13 protein-coding genes are annotated in these 16,472 nt (G+C 68.2%); 7 read left to right on the top strand and 6 right to left on the bottom strand.

From position 1 onward, the window contains the following. Positions 1-5: 5 nt before the first annotated feature. The 5 genes from F6W70_RS10610 (at position 6) to F6W70_RS10590 (ending at position 4,560) form a co-directional block, all read left to right on the top strand. Positions 6-1,568 (top strand): SLC13 family permease, encoded by a 1,563-nt coding sequence (locus F6W70_RS10610; protein WP_151486573.1) that lies wholly within the window; start codon positions 6-8, stop codon positions 1,566-1,568. 148 nt (positions 1,569-1,716) lie between these two features. Then, positions 1,717-2,544, top strand: a complete 828-nt coding sequence (locus F6W70_RS10605; RefSeq protein ID WP_151486572.1) for a DUF4397 domain-containing protein — start codon at positions 1,717-1,719, stop codon at positions 2,542-2,544. A 185-nt stretch (positions 2,545-2,729) separates the two neighbouring features. Further along, the gene (locus tag F6W70_RS10600) at positions 2,730-3,209 is read left to right on the top strand and encodes a class F sortase (protein WP_241244652.1); all 480 of its coding nucleotides are present in this window, start codon (positions 2,730-2,732) and stop codon (positions 3,207-3,209) included. A 33-nt stretch (positions 3,210-3,242) separates the two neighbouring features. Further along, the gene (locus F6W70_RS10595; protein WP_017830174.1) at positions 3,243-3,800 is read left to right on the top strand and encodes an RNA polymerase sigma factor; all 558 of its coding nucleotides are present in this window, start codon (positions 3,243-3,245) and stop codon (positions 3,798-3,800) included. Beyond that, the gene (locus F6W70_RS10590; RefSeq protein WP_151486571.1) at positions 3,787-4,560 is read left to right on the top strand and encodes an anti-sigma factor; all 774 of its coding nucleotides are present in this window, start codon (positions 3,787-3,789) and stop codon (positions 4,558-4,560) included. Before F6W70_RS10595 ends, F6W70_RS10590 begins: the two co-directional genes overlap by 14 nt. A gap of 218 nt (positions 4,561-4,778) precedes the next feature. Here F6W70_RS10590 and F6W70_RS10585 read toward each other — a convergent pair whose 3' ends face one another. The 5 genes from F6W70_RS10585 to F6W70_RS10565 form a co-directional block, all read right to left on the bottom strand. Beyond that, the gene (locus F6W70_RS10585) at positions 4,779-7,511 is read right to left on the bottom strand and encodes a CLIPPER-2 domain-containing protein (RefSeq protein WP_151486570.1); all 2,733 of its coding nucleotides are present in this window, start codon (positions 7,509-7,511) and stop codon (positions 4,779-4,781) included. Positions 7,512-7,898: 387 nt separating this feature from the next. Next, entirely contained in the window at positions 7,899-9,488 is a 1,590-nt protein-coding gene (locus F6W70_RS10580) for a carboxylesterase/lipase family protein (protein ID WP_151486569.1), read from the bottom strand. Positions 9,489-9,515: 27 nt separating this feature from the next. Further along, complete coding sequence (locus tag F6W70_RS10575; protein ID WP_151486568.1) at positions 9,516-10,190, bottom strand: GAP family protein; 675 nt, start codon at positions 10,188-10,190, stop codon at positions 9,516-9,518. Positions 10,191-10,240: 50 nt separating this feature from the next. Then, positions 10,241-11,983, bottom strand: coding sequence for a hypothetical protein (locus F6W70_RS10570; protein WP_151486567.1), 1,743 nt, complete (start codon positions 11,981-11,983; stop codon positions 10,241-10,243). Further along, the gene (locus F6W70_RS10565) at positions 11,980-12,621 is read right to left on the bottom strand and encodes a response regulator (RefSeq protein WP_031205981.1); all 642 of its coding nucleotides are present in this window, start codon (positions 12,619-12,621) and stop codon (positions 11,980-11,982) included. Before F6W70_RS10565 ends, F6W70_RS10570 begins: the two co-directional genes overlap by 4 nt. A 218-nt stretch (positions 12,622-12,839) precedes the next feature. On the opposite strand from F6W70_RS10565, the gene F6W70_RS10560 reads away from it, so the two are divergent. Together F6W70_RS10560 and F6W70_RS10555 are read left to right on the top strand one after the other, a co-directional pair. Then, positions 12,840-13,931: an ATP-binding protein gene (locus F6W70_RS10560; RefSeq protein WP_055867232.1), complete on the top strand. Its 1,092-nt coding sequence runs from the start codon at positions 12,840-12,842 to the stop codon at positions 13,929-13,931. Positions 13,932-14,022: 91 nt separating this feature from the next. Next, entirely contained in the window at positions 14,023-14,523 is a 501-nt protein-coding gene (locus tag F6W70_RS10555; protein ID WP_055867236.1) for a hypothetical protein, read from the top strand. A gap of 15 nt (positions 14,524-14,538) precedes the next feature. Here the strand turns inward: F6W70_RS10555 and F6W70_RS10550 are convergent, their stop codons facing one another. Continuing rightward, positions 14,539-16,323, bottom strand: a complete 1,785-nt coding sequence (locus F6W70_RS10550) for a 2-isopropylmalate synthase (RefSeq protein WP_151486566.1) — start codon at positions 16,321-16,323, stop codon at positions 14,539-14,541. Positions 16,324-16,472: the final 149 nt, after the last annotated feature.

Below are 16,472 nucleotides of genomic sequence, written 5' to 3'. Positions count from 1 at the left end.
TGACCATGGATCCCATCGTCGCGACCTTGATGATCCTGGCGTTCGCGATCGTCGCGTTCGTCAGCAATCGTGTGCCTCTGGGAATCGTCGCCATCGGGGTGTCGCTGTCTCTTTACTTCACGGGAGTTTTGACTCTGCCGCAGGCGTTGTCGGGGTTCGGTGACCCGACAGTGCTGTTCATCGCTGCGCTGTTCGTGGTGAGTGAGTCGCTCGACGCGACAGGGGTGACGGCGTGGGCCGGCCAGCAGGTCATCGCCCGAGCCGGAACACGGCGCACCGTCCTGCTCGTCGTGATCAGCCTCCTCGTGGCCGGCGTCACGGCGCTCATCAGCGTGAACGGCGCGGTCGCGGCGCTCCTGCCGCTCGTCGTGGTGGTGGCATCCCGTGCGCGCATCGCGACCTCGCAGTTGCTCCTGCCCCTCGCGTTCGCCGCTCATGCGGGCTCGCTGCTCCTGCTCACGGGGACACCGGTGAACATCATCGTGTCGGAGATCGCGGCGGAGAACGGCGGACGAGCCTTCGGCTTTTTCGAGTTCGCGCTGGTCGGCATACCGCTCCTCCTCGGGGTCGTCATCATCCTCGTGCTCTTCGGGAAGAAGCTCCTGCCGGAGAGGAACGGCGCTCTGATGCCGACGGACCTGGTCCGTCACGCACGGATCCTCCGGCAGCAATACGCTCTGACCATCGAGACGTCTGCGATCCTTGGCCCTGCGAACGGGATCACCGAAGTGCTCGTTCCGCCGCGGTCGCCCCTGATCGGGCAGAAGCTCAGCCCGGGCATGGCGACCCCCAGCGGGGACCTGGTCCTCCTCGCCGCCCGGCGCGGCGAGGACCAGCTGAAAAGCGGAGAATTCAGCGTCGCGATGGGAGACGTGCTCCTGCTTCGCGGCACGTGGGACGACCTCACGAAGCAGACCGCGAGCTCCGATGTGCTGGTCGTCGATGCGCCCGCGCAGTTGCGCAGAGCGATACCTCTGGGCAGAGGAGCCAAGCGCGCGATCGTCATCCTCGCTCTGATGGTCCTGCTTCTCGCGACAGGTATCGTCCCGCCGGCGGTCGCAGCACTCCTCGCGGCATCCGCGCTCGTGCTCAGCCGCACGGTGAGCGTCCCACAGGCGTATCACTCCATCTCATGGACCACCGTCGTCCTGATCGCGGGGATGATTCCGCTGTCGACCGCCTTCATCGAGACCGGAACCGCAGATCTCGTCGCGCGCTGGCTGCTCACCCTCATCGGGGATGCGGGCCCGCAGGTCGCACTGTTCGCACTCGTCGTCCTCACCGTGGTCCTCGGTCAGATGATCAGCAACACGGCCACTGTGCTCATCGTCGCCCCCATCGCGGTGTCCTTGGCGTCAGCGCTTGACCTGTCCGTGCAGCCGTTCATGATGGCGCTCACGGTTGCCGGCGCCGCATCTTTCCTCACGCCGATCGCCACACCCGCGAATCTCATGGTCTTCGAGCCCGGCGGTTACCGATTCGGGGACTACTGGAAGCTCGGACTCCCGCTCGCGCTCCTGTTCATCGCCGTCGCCGTGCTCTACGTGCCGCTCATCTGGCATTTCTGACCCCGACGAGGGCGGGGCGCGCGCATCTCCCGCCCGAGCAGACCCCTGATTCGAAATAATCCCGATCCAGGTGCATCCAAACTCCGACTTCTCGGAGAACAACTCCTATGAAGGGCCGCGCAGGGCGGTCCGCGTTCAGGAGGAACAGATGCGCAAGACAGTCGCCGCCGGCCTCGCCGTCGGAATGATCACCGCTCTCGGCCTGGCATTGCCGGCCGGCGCCGCTACGGCCCAGGAGGCTCAGCTCTCCGTGCTCCACGCGATCCCTGACACGCCGGTCGACGTGTATGTGAACGGCGAGCTGACCCTCGACAACTTCGCCCCGGGAGACCTGGCAGGCCCGCTCGCATTGCCTGCCGGTGACTACGAGGTCGCTCTCACCGCTCCTGATGCCGCCGACGCGAGCGCCCCGATCCTCGGTCCGGCCACTCTCACCCTCGAGGGCGGCGCGAACTACACGGCCGTCGCACACCTGACGGCGGCGGGAGATCCAGGCCTCAACCTGTTCACGAACGACATCTCTCAGACGGCACCGGGTCAGGGCCGGCTCACTGTCCGTCACACGGCGGCGGCACCCGCTGTCGACATCCTGGCGGGCGGATCGCCCGTCATCCAGAACCTCGCCAATCCCAATGAGGCGAAGCTCGACCTCGCCGCGGGAACGGTGTCGGCGGCCGTGGCTCTGGCCGGAACGACCGACCCTGTCATCGGCCCGACCGACGTCGCCATCCAGGAGGGCGTCAACACGATCCTCTATGCCTGGGGCAGCGCCGAAGACGGAAACCTCGCCATCGCGGCGCAGACGATCGGCGGGCTGCACACGAACCCCGACGGTGTGCCCTCGGGTACCGCCGGCTATCTCGCACAGCAGGACGCGTCGGTGACGACGATCCTCTCGGTCGGCGTCATCGCGATGGCCATCGCGGCCGCGGTGGGCGCAGGCCTGGTCGTGCGTCGGCGCCAGTCGGTGCGCTGATGCCCGCAGGCACGTCGCGGATCCCCGGTCGGCACCGCGCCATCGCGGCGTTGGGTGCAGTGGTCGCCGCGGCGTGCCTCGTGGCATGCACACCGGGAGGGGCGGGTGATGGCTCCCCTCCGTCGTCGGAGCCGACCCCCACGACTCCGACCCCCGTCCCTCCCACACCCACGCGAGACGTGGAGGTGCGACCGGGCTCCCTCCCCGCCCCGGTCGCACCCGTCGCCCCCACGCGTCTTGCCATCCCATCTCTCGACGTCGACATGCCGGTGACGGATGTCGGGGTGGAGGAGTCGGGACAGATGGAGCTTCCCGTCGACCCGGCCGTGGCCGGGTGGTACCGGTACGGGGCGGATGCCACGAGCACGAGTGGCCGGATCCTGATCGCAGCGCACGTCGACGCGATCGACTATCCGATCGGACCGCTCGCTCGCCTGCGGGACGTGCCCGCAGGCGAGACCGTCAGCGTCACCGCGGCGGACGGGACGACTCGCGACTTCGTGATCCAGTCGCTGACCTACTACGAGAAGTCCGCGTTGCCCTCCGATGAACTCTTCGCCCGAGGTGGATCGTCCGCCCTGGTGATCGTCACCTGCGGTGGCCCTTTCGACAGCACCACCGGCCATTACCGCGATAACGTGGTGGCCGTGGCCGTCCCGCAGTGAGTCGGGGTGATCACCATGGAGAGGAGACTCCGGGTGGATGAGACCACCGAAGCCGAAGCGGCGCTCGATCGACGCTTCGTCGCGGGCGATGAACAAGCCCTCGCTGAGCTGTACCGGCGATGGTCTCCGGTCGTCTTCACGCTCGCGCTGCGATCGCTCGGCGATCGAGGCGATGCGGAGGACGTGACGCAGCGCACTTTCGTCTCGGCGTGGAACTCGCGCGCGGGTTATGACTCGTCGAAGGCGCGCCTCTCGACCTGGTTGATCACGATCGCCCGACGGCGCATCGCCGACACCTTCGAAGCGAGGGCCAAGGTGCAGCAGCTGCAGGCCGAGATGGAACGCCTCACCCCGCCGGACGCACTCGTCTCGGATGCCATCGATCTCTCGGAGACGCTTCTGCTCTCGAGCGAGCTGCAGCAGCTCGCACCGGACGCTCAGGCCGTGATGCGATTGGCCTTCTACGATGACCTCACGCATGACGAGATCTCCCGGAGAATGGGGATGCCGCTCGGCACGGTGAAGAGTCACATCCGCCGAAGTCTTGCCCGAATGCGTGATCGATTGGAGGTGAACCATGTCGCATCTTGATGACGAGACGATCGCTCTGATCGCGATGGGTGAACCGGTCGACTCCGACGCAGACACGCAGCACCTGACCGAATGCGATGCCTGTGCCGCTGAGGTGGCCGAGATGTCGCGCGTGGCACTCGTGGCTCGATCCAGCGTCGTAGAGGGGGAGCTGGAGAGTCCCTCCACGGATGTGTGGTCGAGGATTCACGAGGAGCTCCGTCTGAGTCCAGCGCTGGCTTCGGATCCGGCGTCTTCGGGCGCACCCGAAGTCTCCGAGGCGCATGAGCACCCGATGCGTGTCGCTGCGCCGACACCTCCGCGTGCCGGACGCACGCGTCGCTCGCGGTCGACCATCTGGGTGCTCGCGGCTTCGATGGCACTCGTCGCCGCGATCGGCGCCGGCATCTGGATCACGCGCACGCTCACGCCGTCGTCTGCGGTGATCGCGTCCGCCGAGCTCGCAGCCTTCCCCGACCACCCGCAGGCGACAGGGCAAGCCGAAGTCGACGACGACGGCGACGGACGACGCACCCTCACCGTGACTCTCGAAGGAGACGAGGGACTCGACGGCGACTACCGCGAGGTGTGGTTGATCCGTGCCGACGGTGAGGCCCTGATCAGTCTCGGTGTGCTCGAGAACGCGTCAGGGACATTCCTCGTGCCGGACGGCGTCGACCTCGACGAGTACCGCGTCGTCGACATCTCGTTCGAGCCGGTCGACGGTGATCCGGCGCACTCCGGTGATTCGATCGTGCGCGGTGAGCTCGACTTCGCCTGAGCGCTGGATCATCTGCCCGACGCCATGGGCGGAGCGGGCTTGTCGATGCGTTGTGCACGCCTCTTCCGACAGCCCAGAGGTCGTCGGTCGCTGGGGGTGCGGGGGAGCGGCAGCAGACGATGCCGATTCGCAGCTGCGACCTCTCATGAACAGCAAAGAAGGGAGGGAGTGGGATCGACTCCCACTCCCTCCCTTCTGCTAGAGGATCCTGCCCTCACTCACGATCGGGAGAATCTCGATCCCGACCTCACCTTGAGCGCTCCTCCGAGCACGAGGAGGAAGGCGGCTGCAAGAAGCGCAGCCCACAGGGGCTCCGATCCCGTGGTCGCCAGCCCGGGGAACGGAGGAGCCGCGGGAACCTTGACCGTGGAGGGCGGCGATTCGATCGGCGGGCCCGTGGGCGGGACGCCGGTGGCCGTCGCCGTGTTCGACAGGCTTCCGGACTGCAGATCAGCGCGCGTGACGACGTAGGTCGCGGTGAACGTGGTCGACGCTCCCGGGGCCAGAGTGGCTACGGACGCCGGCGTGATCGGTCCCAGCTGACCGGAACCGGTGAACGCGCCTTCCTTGACCGTGACGCCGGTGAGCGTCGTGTTGCCGGTGTTGGTCACCAAGAACGAATAGGTGATGGTCTGACCGACAGTGGACACGCTGGGGCGGTCGACGGACTTCACGAGGGAGAGTCCGGGGGCGGGGATCGAGGGGATCTCGACCGTGGAGGGCGGGGACTCGATCGGGGGGCCCGTGGGCGGGACGCCGGTCGCGGTCGCGGTGTTGCTCGTGGTTCCGCGGTCGATGTCGGCCTGGGTCAGCGTGTAGGTCGCGGTGAACGTCGTGGATGCTCCCGGTGCGAGAGTGGCGACGGACGCCGGGGTGATCGCCCCGAGGGTGCCGGAACCGGTGAACGCGCCTTCTTCGACGGTGACGTCGGTGAGGGTGGTGTTTCCGGTGTTGGTGACCAGGAACGAGTAGGTCAGTTCCTGACCGACTTCGTAGGACGCCTCATCCGACGGGGTCACGGACTTCACGAGGGAGAGTCCGGGGGCGGGGATCGAGGGGATCTCGACCGTGGAGGGCGGGGACTCGATCGGGGGGCCCGTGGGCGGGACGCCGGTCGCGGTCGCGGTGTTGCTCGTGGTTCCGCGGTCGATGTCGGCCTGGGTCAGCGTGTAGGTCGCGGTGAACGTCGTGGATGCTCCCGGTGCGAGAGTGGCGACGGACGCCGGGGTGATCGCCCCGAGGGTGCCGGAACCGGTGAACGCGCCTTCTTCGACGGTGACGTCGGTGAGGGTGGTGTTTCCGGTGTTGGTGACCAGGAACGAGTAGGTCAGTTCCTGACCGACTTCGTAGGACGCCTCATCCGACGGGGTCACGGACTTCACGAGGGAGAGTCCGGGGGCGGGGATCGAGGGGATCTCGACCGTGGAGGGCGGGGACTCGATCGGGGGGCCCGTGGGCGGGACACCGGTCGCGGTCGCGGTGTTGCTGGTGGTTCCGCGGTCGATGTCGGCCTGGGTCAGCGTGTAGGTCGCGGTGAACGTCGTGGATGCTCCCGGTGCGAGAGTGGCGACGGACGCCGGGGTGATCGCCCCGAGGGCGCCGGAACCGGTGAACGCGCCTTCTTCGACGGTGACGTCGGTGAGGGTTCTGTTGCCCGTGTTCGTCACCAAGAAGGAATACGTCAGTGTCTGACCGGCGGCCGAGACGCTGTTGCGGTCAGCAGACTTCACCAGGGACAGTCCCGGCGCGGGGATCGAGGGGACCTCGACCGTGGAGGGCGGGGACTCGATCGGGGGGCCCGTGGGCGGGACACCGGTCGCGGTCGCGGTGTTGCTGGTGGTTCCGCGGTCGACATCCGCCTGAGTCAGCGTGTAGGTCGCGGTGAACGTCGTCACCGCTCCCGGCGCCAGCGAGGGGACGGATGCCGGGGTGATCGGTCCCAGCTGGCCCGAACCCGTGAACGCGCCTTCCGTGACCGAGATGTTCGTGAGCGTGGTGTTTCCCGTGTTGGTCACGACGAACGAGTACGTCAGCTCCTGGCCGACCTCATAGGTTGCTGCATCCGCCGGGTCGACCGACTTCACCAGGGTGAGCTCCGAGCACAATCCGCTGTCCTGGGGTGAGGTCGCACCGAAGAACGGCAGTCCCGTCGCCGCGATCGTGGTGAGCGGCACAGGCGAGGTGGAGGGCACGACGGGTACGGAGGCGATCTCATACACGTCACCGTTGGAGCCGGCGAGGTAGATGTTGCCGCCGCTCTGGGCGGCACCGAACGACTGTGGCACGGTGCCGACTTCAGTCACCGAGAAGTCGGGGGCGATGCGGAACAGCGAACCTCCGGACCCAGTGGAACCGACAGCGAGGATGTCTCCATCCGCGAGGGAGAGGAAGTCGCCGGCTGAACCGAAGCCCGTCGGGAACATGGCCTGGAACGGTGTGGCGACACCCGTCGTCGGGTTGATCTCGAAGATCATGCGGCCGGTTTCCCCATTCGGTGCGGCACCGACGAGAAGAGACCCGTCCGGCAGTGCACTCAAGGCATTCGCGAAGTAGGCAGTGGCGGGCAAGCCGGTGACGGGAACCGATGCGATCTCGGCTCCGGTGTCGGGATTGATCGTGTACAGGACCGTCGGGGTTCCCGGAGCGATGCCATAAAGCGTGACACCATCGCCCAGGAACGCGATGTCTGTGTAGGAGCGCGCAAGCGGGACGCTCGACACGAGGTCACCGGTCGTCGAGTACTTGTTGAGCTCGTTGACGGCGCCACCGGTGTTGGCGTAGATGTTCCCTGGCGTGCATACCGCCGCGGCCTGAGCGGCCTGCGGGGACCCGATGACGTTGATCGTGGTCAGCATCGCGAAGATCATCGCGAGCACAGCGATGACGGCCGCTCGGCGCTTTCCTGGAGACTCGCCGGTGTGCGCAGCGAGGGCGCGACGATCGTTGTTCATTTTTCCTCCCCTGGCCGGGGCGGAACCTCAGCTCCGCCGCCGATCCCCCTGGCGCGGGCGAGAGATGATCTCGCACCCGTTTTGCGCCAGTATATCGATCGACTGTGGCGCGGCAAGGGGTGATTCTCGTGCCGGCAAGACCGGCGCGGGGCCGTCGTCGCGCTGCTGTGAGCCGCATTTCAGTCGCTCCGGACCGATGTGCGAGAACGAGGCGGCGGCGGTCCCTCTCTGGCCCTGGGGAGACCTAGAGGGACCGCCCGGGCCCGCTAAGTTGGGGGACTCCGCAGGCCCGTTGGCCGCGATGACTCAACGGCTATGCGGTCACCATACTGACGCGCGGTGAAGAAAGAAAGAGGACTGCTGCCACGGCTCGTGTCCTGAGCGCGCTCAGCGGAAGTCGAGCACCTCGTCGCCCCAGGCTGCTCGCAAAGGTGCATCGAGGTCGGCGACGAGGGTGTCCTGCCGCTCGATCACGAGAGTCTGTCGGCTGCTGTCCGTTTCGCCTGGGGAATAGGGGGCCCACGCAGGCGCGTCCTTCGCCGTCGGGGAATCAGGGCTGCGTCCGTGAGCGAAGGCCGTCCAGCGCTCCTGCATCCGCACCGAGATCTCCTCGGCTGCTCGTCGACCGCCCAACCGGAACGTCGGATCCTTCGGTCCGCTCGAGAGGTTGCCCCATAGGTACGGCAGCTCGGTCGCGTGCGTCGCCCCGAGGCCGAGCAACCGCAGGAAAGGTGCGGCGTGATCGAACCGGTACAGCCACACATCGGCGACCGTGCTGTGTCCTTCCGCGATCCACAGAGTGGGCATGCGGAAGCCGATGTCGCGGGCGATGCCGAGACCGACGGCGCGCTGCCGCACGTTCTCATACGCCGTCTGCACCTGGGCGACGGCGGGGAGGGTGATCGTCGGATTGTCCTCGGCCATGTCGGTGAACATCTGCCTGATGCGATCGTCGGTGATCGGGATGAGAGGTGACTTCATGAACTTGAACAGCGACGCCTCGTCCTTGTTCGTCCCGATCAGGAGAGGAACCCGGATCCCGCGTCCCTCGCGCAGGACCGTGACCGGCGTCTCCGGAATCAGCTCGCCGTCGATGACGGGCGCGAAGGCGAGGGTTCCCGGGGCCTCGTCCGGCACGGCCGCGTACACGCTCATGCTCGCCGCCACGATGTCATCGACGGATGCCGCGCGCAGTGCCCCCGCGACTGCCGCAGCATCCGTCGAATCGATGCCCAACTCATGCACGAACCGGGCGGCGACGTCACGTGCTCGCTCGGTGCCGTACATGCTCGAGGCGGGGGAGGACTGCGCGATCGCGCGCGTGAACAGGCCTTCAGCAGAAGGCGTCGCCAGCAGCGTCGTCACGAGCCCCCCTCCCGCGGACTCCCCGAACACCGTGACCCTGCCTGCGTCGCCCCCGAACGCGGAGATGTTCGCCTGCACCCAGCGCAACGCGAGCAGCGCGTCCTTCACGGCCAGGTTGCGATCGAAACCCCCTTCGGGCAGGAGCCCGGCGAGATCCAGAAAACCGAAAGCGCCGAGTCGGTAGTTGACCGTCACGACCACGACTTCGCCGCGCGTCACGAACGAGGTCGCATCGAACAGCGGCTGGCTCGACGATCCGAAGGTGTAGGCACCTCCGTGCAGCCACACCATCACCGGCAGCGGGGTCTCGCGTGGCTCCGACGGCGCCCATACGTTCAGCACGAGGCAGTCCTCGTCCATCACCGCATCATCGCCCAGGGGCACTGCGGGGTTGGGCTTCTGCGGGCACACGTTGCCGTACGCGGTGGCATCGACCTCGCCCGCGGCAGCCGGCGCAGCGACGGGATCACGCCAGCGCAGCCGGCCGACGGGCGCTTGAGCGTAGCGGATTCCGCGCCACGAGCGCACGGCGCCGGTTGCCGTGCCGCGGAAGGCTCCGGCCGGAGCCGTGACCACCTGCGTGTCGTCGAGGGGGAGGGACTCGTCTGACATGTGCGCTGCTCCTGACATGGTCGGGGTTCAGATCAGATGACGGATGACCTGGGCGGCTTCGTTCGCGGCGAGGATCGCGAACAGCACCGTCATGATGATCGCGTTGTGGGCGATCATCTCGGTCTTCACCCGTTCGAGTGCCTTCGTGGCGGCTGCTGAACCGCTGGTCGCGACGCTGGCCGCGACGATGAGCGGCAGCGAACCGACGACGACCAGTGCGAGGCACAGCCCTCCTGCCGCGAGCAGCGGGAGATGCGCTTCACCGATCAGGGCACCGCCCTTCAGCGCGAGCGGGATGTTCTTCGTGTTGGTGACCGCCATGATCAGGCCCAGAGCCGCTGCCTTGGCCGGGGTGACGGAGTCGAGAGCCGCGAGCCAGGCCGGGGCCTTCGGCGCTTGCCCGTGGCGCGGACGCGAGAGCCAGCTCGCGATGGCGAGGGCCGCGAAACCGAGCGTGAGCACGATCGCGAGGATGAACGACACGGTCTTCGCGGTACCGGACGGGGAGGCCGAGGAGGAGCCGGCGGAGGTGAGGGCACCGACGACGATGAACACGAGGGAGACGCCGATGAACACCGACGCATAGGCGGGTGCCGCCGTGCGTCCGCGCGGAGCGAGGATGATCGCCACGATGGCCACGATGGGCAGCGGCGAGATGAGCATGCCCACCGCCAGTGGGAGGAGATCGTGCAGCTGGTTCACTTCGCATCCGTTCGTCTTCGTGTGCCCTGCGGAGCGGGGCGAAGACGACGTTACGGCTGCGGGGTGCGCGTCTGAACGCGATGTTCGGCTGACACGACAGCCGGAACGGAGGAGAGGGCGAAGGAGGCCTCGAGGGTGACTCCGTCGGGGATGCGGATGAGGCGGGCGCCGAGTTCCTGCATCCGGGAAGAGGCTCGAAGTCGTGCCCCGGGAGCTGCCGCACCGGCCGAGGAGACGCGAACACGAAGCCGGGGCCCGGCGCCGGTCGTGACGCGGTGGAGGGACACCGCCGCCCGTCGCTCGCTCGCGTGTTTGGCGGAGTTCAGGAGCCCCTCGGCGATGACGTCGTAGCAGTCTCTCGCCACCCACGGCGCATGCTGCAGCGCCGAGCGGGCCGCCTCGTCGATGTCGAGGCGAAGGTCGATGACGTGCGCCCAGGTGTCGAACAGCGCGGTCAGAGAGACGTGGGCTGAGGGACCGGGTGCCGCGGTGAAGGCATCGGGCAGGCGTCCCACCACCGCGGCGAGGTCGTCCTGCAGGAGCTGCACCTCGTCCAGGGTGGGTGTCGGGTGAGCGAGCGCGAACACGAAGCAGGCTCCCTGGGCCTCGGCGTGCAGAAGATCGGCAGCGGCGCGGAGGCCTTCGCGAGTGGGGCGTGTACCGGCACGGGCGAGGTCCTGGGCGGCGGAGACAGCGCTGGAGAGTCGGTGCTGCTCACGGCGGAGGCTGTGCAGGACGCCGGCGCACGACGCGGCGGCGAGCGCGAAACCGACGTACGCGATCGCGGACACGGCAGCCAGGAGCGGTGTCACCCCTTGCGCGACCGCGAGGGCCGCGAGCGCGACGCCGACGGCGAGGGAGAGGAGCGCGAAGAGCCAGGAGGCTCCGTGGGGGATTCGGGTGATCGTGCGGTGACGGGGCAGCAGATCGGCCAGCACGCCCCCCGCGGCGAGCGCGGCGATCCCGATGAGCAGGTCGAGCGGTGTCTGCGTCCGTGCCGCGTAGGGTAACAGGCACGCCGCGTAGACGAGGGTGACCGTGCCCGGTGGCGGCCCACGGAACGGGAGGCGTCGCCGTGCGGGTCGGGCGAGGGGGACACCGTCGTCGGAGAGAGCGTCGTCGGCGCTGCGCGGGCCTGCCGTACCCTTCGCCGCGGAGAGCTCGGCGAGGCGGTGGCTCCATTCGCGGATCTGCTCGCCGCCGAGACGGCGGACGCCTGCGGATGTCGGTTCCAGATCGACGATCGCCGCATCGAGAGTCGCTCGCGCCCGGTCGACGAGGTGGCCGGCGTCGGTGGCGAACACCTGCGCTTCGTCTTTCGCCCGAGCGAGCTCCTGGGCGACGGATCGCAGCAGGGCGTTCGCTCGACGCAGCGATCGGAGCGAGGATTCGAGCACGGCGAGGATGCTCAGCACGACCGCCCAGACGACGATGTTCGTCGCGATGCGGAACGGCAGCTGATCTGTCGGCGGGGTGGGAAGGCCGCTGAGGTGGAGCCAGCCGTCCTGCACAACAGGACGCAGTGCCGCGCAGACGATGATCCCGGCGATCACGATGGCGGTGCGCGCCCGCCTCGTGCGGCTCCACCGTTCCAGCACGGCGACGACGGCGAGTGCGGCGCCGAAGCAGAGCCAGGTCGCGCCCGTCGCCGCGAGCGCGTTCAGCGGATCGACGCCGTCTCCTGTCGGGGCCATGACGGTCAACGAGAGCGGGAGCGAGGCGGCGATCGACCAGGGGGTGAGGAAGCGGCCGCTGCCGACCGCGCGACCGGCGGCGCGGAGGAGATTCCTCATCGAGCGGGACCGAATGCGGCGAGATACAGCCCCGCCGCCGCCACGCGCGCGTTCACGGTGGGATCGCGTGTCACCTCGAGCCGCGCGAACAGTCGGCTGATGGACCGTTCGACCGCACGCACCGTGCCGCCGGTCTCGACGGCGATGCGCTCATTCGACCATCCGCGGGCGATCATCGCGAGGATCTCCAGCTGATGCCGAGTGAGGGCGCCGAGGGCGTCGACCGAGTCGGCTTCGGGAGGTGCCGGCGTCGGATGCGTCGACAGGGCGCGCTCCAACGCGGAGAGGAGAGTCTCTGGTGAGTCGAGGTCCTGCTTCGCGACGAACACGGCGTGCTCGATGCCCATCGCCGTGGCCCCCGCGGCGGCGCGCGGGTAGCTGCTGAGGAAGACGACCGCGATGTGCGGTGCGAGCTCGACCAGCATGGCGGCCAGGTCGGCTCCGGACGGGCGGGAGCCCAGGTCGATGTCGGTCAGTAGCGCGTCCGGGTCGAATTCGGTGAACAGCCGTGTCGCCTCTGCGGCATCGGAGGCTGCGGCGGTCTGGAAGCCGTGGCGCTCGAGCAGGTCGCACACCAGCATGCGCAGGGCGCCCTGATCCTCGACGACGAGCACCCGTCGTCTCCACTCCGCGCCCACGTTGTCACTGTAGTGGAGCGCGGGCGCGCCGATCATGGTCGAAATGCGAGAAACCGGTCGGTTTCCGGGCGTGCGGCCGCCCTGCGGGAATCCGCGGCGTCGCATGTTCGCACTGGTGCGCACGAGCGCGACCGAGGATGATGTCGTCCACCGGCCTCGGAGGAGGAGGCGCCTCGGCCGGGCAGAACGATGACGACAGTGAAAGGCCTATCGGAGTGATGACGAACCTCACCATCGGAGCGGCGCTCGAGGACCCCGACGCGTCGGTCGATCTCGATGCCCGACGCTTCAACCGGCACACCTTCTGGGTCGGGCAGAGCGGCAGCGGCAAGACCTATGCGCTCGGTGTCGTGCTCGAGCAGCTCCTGCTGCACACCGAGCTGCCGATGCTCATCCTCGACCCGAACGGCGACTTCACACGCCTGCCGGAGACGCGTGCTTCTGCAGGCGTGGTGGATGCGGACCGGATGGCGGAACTCGACATCCGCGTCTTCCGCTCCGGTGCCGGCGAGGGCGAGCGTCTGCACGTGCGCTACGTCGATCTCGCCCCGGCGTCGAAAGCGGCCGTTCTGCAGATGGACCCGATCGCGGATGCGGAGGAGTACAACGCCCTTCTGCACGAGGAGCGAGACGCTCGTACCTTCGACGGACGGAACATGCTCCCGGGGCTGCGCGCATCGGGAGACCCCGCACGGGTGCGGCTCGCGAACCGGATGGAGAACCTGCAGGTGCTGGAGTGGGCACTGTGGTCGCGCGGTGCAGGATCGGTCGTCGACGTGATCGAAGAGCGCCCGCGGGCGACCGTGCTCGATCTCGGCGGATTCGAACACCCCGCGGAGCCGAAAGTCGCCGCCCTCGCCGTGCTCGAGCACCTCTGGGCGCATCGGGAGGAGCGTCGACCCGTCCTGATCGTCATCGATGAGGCTCACAACCTGTGCTCGCCGAACCCGGAGACGGCAGTCGAGCGCGCTCTCACCGAGCAACTCGTGCAGATCGCCGCCGAGGGACGCAAGTTCGGGCTCTGGTTGCTGCTCTCCACGCAGCGACCGACGAAGATCCACCCCAATGTGCTCTCGCAGTGCGACAACCTCGCGCTGATGCGCGTCAACGCACCGCGGGACCTCGCCGAGCTGGCCGAGGTCTTCGGCTTCGCCTCTGAGGACGCCATCCGCAGGTCGGCGGACTTCGTGCAGGGGCAGGCCCTGTTCGCCGGGGGCTTCATCGCGGCCCCGACCTTCGTGCAGATGGGGGAGCGGATCACCGAGGAGGCAGGAGGCGACGTGAAGGTCCCGCTGCGCGTCGAGGGATGAGGGGACTCGGATGCGGCGACGGCGCCGAGGATCGGGAGGGACGGCGGTGACGGACAGGCGGAGAACGGCTGCGGACGACGGGATCCTCCGGGTGCATCAGGCACTGCGGTCGGGATTCGGCACGGAGGCGGCCGTCTACGGCACGATTCTCGTGAGCGGTCTGGTGGCGGTGTCCTCGGCGCACGGGGAGACATCACTGGTGGTGCTCGTGACCGTCGCCGTCACCGTGCTGGTGTTCTGGGGCGCACATGTCTATGCCGGCACCGTGGCCAGGGTCAGCGATCGGGACGAGCGCGAACAGGGCGAGACCGTGGGCGTGCGCGCGGCGTTCGCGGCCTCGGTGAAGCACTCCCTGGGCATGCTCAGCTCCGCCACGGTGCCGGCGGTGTTCCTCCTGGCCGGCACGACCCGCGCCATGCCCGATGGGCTCGCGAACGATCTCGCCCTCTGGTCGGGCGTCGTCATCCTCGCCTTCCTCGGCTACGTGGCCTTCCTCCGTCGGGGCAGCCCCTTCCTCACGCGCATTCTCGGCGCGCTGGGCACGGCGTCTTTCGGGCTCGTGTTCGTGGTCCTCAAGGCCCTCGTGCACTGAGCCGGGCGCGACGCGTCAGGCCGTCTGGTCCGCCCTGATGCGGTTGGCGGCCGCGATCACCGCGGACAAAGTCGAGGAGAGGACCGACCGGTCCCGTCCCGCCGACCAGGCGCCACCGTCGGCAGTGCGGTGTTCGAGGAGGGTCAGCGCCTCGCTGTCGGCGCCGGATCCCACGCTGGTCTGGTGCAGGCTGACGACGTCGATCCAGATGCTCTGAGCGTCGAGCGCCGCGGTGAGCGCCTCGACCGGACCGCCGCCCCGATGAGTGGTCGTGTGCTCGCGCCCGTCGATGCGCAGGGTGATCCGCGTGCGGGAATCCCCGTCGGTTTCGGCGGTATCGTACGAGGTGATCGCGATGCCGGCGTCGACATCAGCGCGGAGGTAGGCCTCTTCGAACACTCTCCACAGTTCTGTCGCCGTGACCTCCGTGCCGGTCGTGTCCGTGTGCTGCTGCACATGTCGGGCGAAGTCGATCTGCAGCCGACGAGGCAGTTCGATCCCGAACTCGGTCTCCAACAGGTAGGCGATGCCGCCCTTGCCCGACTGCGAGTTCACGCGGATCACCGCGTCGTAGTCACGGCCGATGTCGGCGGGGTCGATCGGCAGGTAGGGGACCCGCCACTCGATCTCGCTCTCCTCGCGTCCCTCGGCTGCCGCGCGGGTGCGGTGTTCGGCGAAGCCCTTCTTGATCGCGTCCTGGTGGGTGCCGCTGAACGCCGTGTGCACCAGATCGCCGACGTACGGGTGACGGGCATGCACCTCGATCCGGTTGCAGTGCTCCACCGTGCGGCGGATCTCGTCGATGTCGGAGAAGTCGATCATCGGATCCACACCCTGCGCATGCAGGTTCAGGGCCAGAGTGGCGATGTCGACGTTGCCGGTGCGCTCGCCGTTGCCGAAGATGCAGCCTTCGACCCGCTGTGCTCCGGCCAGCACCGCGAGCTCGGCGCACGCGATGCCGGTGCCGCGGTCGTTGTGGGGGTGCACCGAGAGGATCACGGCATCGCGGCGCGCGAGGTTCTTGTGCATGTACTCGATCTGGTCGGCGTACACATTCGGGGTGGCGACCTCGACCGTCGCCGGGAGGTTGAGGATCACCGGACGCTCCGGCGTGGCGTGCCAGAGGTCGGTCATCGCGTCGCAGATCTCGATCACGTAGTCGGGCTCGGTCAGGTTGAACACCTCGGGGGAGAACTCGAATCGCACGTTCGGCATGTCTCCGGCGAGCTCCCACACATCGCGTCCGCCTGCCAGGATCAGCTGCTTCAGGTCTTCGCGCTCGCGGCCGAGCACTACGCTGCGCCAGGTCGGTGCGGTCGCGGTGTACATGTGGATCACGACGGGATTGGCGATGCCCTGGATGGACGCGACGGTGCGTTCGATGAGGTCCCGGCGCGCGGGAGTGAACACCACGACCGTGACGTCATCGGGGGCGATGTCGCCCTCGGCGATCAGCCGGACGAAGTCGTAGTCGGTCTGCGATGCCGAGGGGTATCCGACTTCGATCTCCTTGTAGCCCATCGTCACCATCAGCTCGAAGAAGCGACGCTTGCGTGCAGGGTCCATCGGCTCGGCGAGCGCCTGGTTGCCGTCGCGCAGATCGACTGGCACCCACAGGGGAGCTGCGGTCAGCCGATTCGCGGGCCAGTCCCGCTCGGTCTGGGGCACCTCCACCCGGGAGTGGACGTCGCGATAGCGGTGCGACGGCATCGAGGAGTGCCGTTGCCGGTTCCAGGAGGGAGCCTGGAGGGGAACGGAGCCCGTGGGGGTGCAGATGCGGGGGAACGATGTCGTGGTCATGGCGGTGCGGGTCCTTCGTCGGGAGTTGCGACCGGCACACGTTCGACCCCACGACGGGGAGCCGGTCCGGCTACGCCCCGCCGTGGCGGCGAAGAAGAAGGTGCTCTGACGAGAACATGGCTAGACTGTAACACAACTCCTCAGACAAG

This window comes from Microbacterium maritypicum, from assembly GCF_008868125.1.
GTDB classification, from domain to species: Bacteria; Actinomycetota; Actinomycetes; order Actinomycetales; family Microbacteriaceae; genus Microbacterium; species Microbacterium maritypicum.
The sequence above is the reverse complement of the archived record's forward strand: the minus strand, read 5'-3'. Positions and strand labels throughout refer to the sequence as shown.

Bases quoted from the DNA above. Each gene is read 5' to 3' on its own strand.
- F6W70_RS10580 (WP_151486569.1), bottom strand. From the start codon at position 9,488: ATGTCAGACGAGTCCCTCCCCCTCGACGACACGCAGGTGGTCACGGCT.
- F6W70_RS10585 (WP_151486570.1), bottom strand. From the start codon at position 7,511: ATGAACAACGATCGTCGCGCCCTCGCTGCGCACACCGGCGAGTCTCCA.
- F6W70_RS10570 (WP_151486567.1), bottom strand. From the start codon at position 11,983: ATGAGGAATCTCCTCCGCGCCGCCGGTCGCGCGGTCGGCAGCGGCCGC.
- F6W70_RS10605 (WP_151486572.1), top strand. From the start codon at position 1,717: ATGCGCAAGACAGTCGCCGCCGGCCTCGCCGTCGGAATGATCACCGCT.
- F6W70_RS10550 (WP_151486566.1), bottom strand. From the start codon at position 16,323: ATGACCACGACATCGTTCCCCCGCATCTGCACCCCCACGGGCTCCGTT.
- F6W70_RS10610 (WP_151486573.1), top strand. From the start codon at position 6: ATGGATCCCATCGTCGCGACCTTGATGATCCTGGCGTTCGCGATCGTC.
- F6W70_RS10590 (WP_151486571.1), top strand. From the start codon at position 3,787: ATGTCGCATCTTGATGACGAGACGATCGCTCTGATCGCGATGGGTGAA.
- F6W70_RS10560 (WP_055867232.1), top strand. From the start codon at position 12,840: ATGACGAACCTCACCATCGGAGCGGCGCTCGAGGACCCCGACGCGTCG.